This window comes from Halorubrum amylolyticum, from assembly GCF_004114995.1.
Lineage (GTDB): Archaea > Halobacteriota > Halobacteria > Halobacteriales > Haloferacaceae > Halorubrum > Halorubrum amylolyticum.
Genome location: NZ_SDJP01000067.1, coordinates 1 through 2,316 on the forward strand (window position 1 = coordinate 1; position 2,316 = coordinate 2,316).

At 76.9% G+C, this 2,316-nt stretch carries 2 protein-coding genes and 1 pseudogene; all 3 read right to left on the reverse strand.

Going from position 1 to position 2,316, the window contains the following annotated elements; translation table 11 throughout:
• Positions 1-609: cobalamin biosynthesis protein (locus ESO89_RS18220; protein ID WP_164932844.1), on the reverse strand; the 609-nt coding region annotated here is incomplete at its 3' end.
• 5 nt (positions 610-614) lie between these two features.
• Positions 615-1,934, reverse strand: coding sequence for a cobyrinic acid a,c-diamide synthase (locus tag ESO89_RS18225; RefSeq protein ID WP_128906800.1), 1,320 nt, complete (start codon positions 1,932-1,934; stop codon positions 615-617).
• A pseudogene (locus tag ESO89_RS18230) lies at positions 1,931-2,316 on the reverse strand (TIGR00303 family protein); the annotation flags it as partial. The gene ESO89_RS18225 and the pseudogene ESO89_RS18230, both read right to left, overlap by 4 nt.

Below are 2,316 nucleotides of genomic sequence, written 5' to 3' on the forward strand. Positions count from 1 at the left end.
GGCCGTCGGGCCGGCCCCGCCCGCCGCCCCCAGCGCGGCTCCGACCGTCGGGCCGACCGCGAGCCCGCCCGCCGCCCCCAGCGCGAACCCGCCGAGGGGCGCGACGAACCCGTCTGCGAGGTTCTCGGCCGCGCTCTCGACGGCCGCGCTCCGGAGGTCGGCCGGCGAGAGGTCGGTCGCGTCTCGACCCGCGAGCGCCCGGATCGACTCCCGGGCCGCGTCCGGGTCGGTCTCGGTCAGCGCGACGACCTCGGCGGCCGTCGCCAGCAGCATCCGGAGGCTGACGGTCGAAAAGAGGAGCGCGCCGGCGACGAGGACGGGGAGGAGGGGACCGCCCAACGCCGCGACCGCGACGACCCCGCCCGCGACCGCCGCGGCGGCGAGCGGGAGCCCGGCCGCGACCGCGACGCCGACGAGTCGGGGGCGCGACCACGACCGGTCGAACCGGGCCGCGACCGAGCCGAACAGCGCGACAGGGTGGGTCCGGGCCGGCGGCTCCGCGAGCGCGAGGTCGAGCGCGACCGCGATCGCCAGCGCGGCGAGGGGTGCGAGCGCGCGGGCGAGAAAGAGCGATCCACCGCCGGACGACGCGAGGAGGGCGGTCGCCATCGCGGTCACAGGCCGTCGAGGAACGCGTCGAACGCCCCGCTTGCCGGGTGAACGTGACAGTACGTTCCGAGCGTTCGGTGTTCGATCAGGCCGTCGCGGTCGCCGTCGATCCCGCTCCCGCGCTCCACGTCGAAGGCGAACCGGGCGTCGCTCGCGGCGTCGGCCTCCGAGTAGTGGAACTCGTGGCCCCGCAGGGTCGATCCGGTCGAGGCCGTCGGCGCGTCCCGCGTCGCCCGCAGTTCGACGTGGTCGAGCGCCTGATACCGGTCGCGCATGCGCACGTCGGCCGGGAGGACGCCCGCCATCGCGTGCGTCTCGCCCTCCACGGTCGTCAGCGACTCGGCGAGCGCCATCAGCCCGCCGCACTCGCCGAGCACGGAGGTCCCCTCGGCGGCCGCGTCCGCGACCTGATCGAGCGCCGGGCTCGCCGCCAGTTCCGCGGCGTGCAGCTCCGGGTAGCCGCCCGGGAGGTAGACGCCGTCGCAGGGCGGAAGGGGATCGCCCGCGACCGGAGAGAACGGCTCGACCGTCGCTCGCTCGCGCAAGCGCTCGATCGTCGCCGGATACGCGAACCGGAAGGCGCCGTCGCGGGCGACCGCGACGCGAGGAGCGTCGGCGTCGGCCGGAGCGACCTGATCCGCGGGCTCCGGCGCGTCCGCCCCGCCCGCCGGCTCCCGCGCGATGTCGAGGAGCCGATCGACCCTGAGCCCCTCTGCGGCCGCGTCGAGCGCGTCGTCGGGGAGGGGGGACTCGTCGCCCATGTGGAGCCCGAGGTGGCGGTCGGGCACCTCCAGGTCGTCGTTCGGCGGAATCCGGCCGAGGTACGCGATCTCGTCCGGGAGCGCTTCGCGGATTCCGTCGGCGTGTCGCCCGCCGTGCGCGCGCTGGGCGATCACGCCGGCCACGTCGAGGTCGCGGCCGATCCGGTCGGCATACGTTCGAAACCCGAGCGCGGTCGCCGCGACGCTCTCCATCCCCGCGCTCGCGTCGACCACGAGGACGACCGGGAGACCGAGCGCCTCGGCGACCGCGGCGGTGCTCGACCCGTCGCCGTCGTATAACCCCATCACGCCCTCGACGACGCAGACGTCGCCCTCGCCGCGGGCGTAGTTCCGGCGGAGCCCGTCCTCGCCCTGTAACCACAGGTCGAGTGTGCGCGAGGGGTGCCCCGCCACGCGCTCGTGGTGGCTCGGATCGATGAAGTCGGGGCCGGCCTTCGCCGGCTGGACCGCGTGGCCGGCGCCCTCCAGCGCGCGGATCGTCGCGAGCGTCGCGACCGTCTTGCCGACGCCGGAGGCGGTGCCGCCGAGGACGAACCCCTTCATCGGGGACCCCCTCCCGTCGCGCTCCCCGCCTCCCGCTCGGCCAGCAGCCGGTCGGTGATCGACGCCACGCGCTCCCGCACGTCGCCCGCGGGGACGCCGGCGCGGTCGGCGAGCGCCAGCGCCCCGCCCATCCCGACGCCCTCCTTCGCCTCGCCGCGGGCGTACGCCGCCATCGCCGGGTGGTCGCTCTCGCCGAACGCGGGGTCGGTCGCGGCCAGTCGCAGGTCGAGGTCGTCGGCGAGCGCGGCCACGTCGGCGGAGGGGTCGTCGGCGACGAACGAGGTCGTCGCGAGCGGGAGCCGGCGCTCGACGCCCGCGTGCCGGGCGAGCGCGGCGACCGCCGCCAGCTGGGTGCCGCCCGCGAGCGTGACGGGCACGCGCT

Excerpts from the sequence above, each read along its gene's own strand:
- ESO89_RS18225 (WP_128906800.1), bottom strand. The coding sequence starts at position 1,934 with ATGAAGGGGTTCGTCCTCGGCGGCACCGCCTCCGGCGTCGGCAAGACG.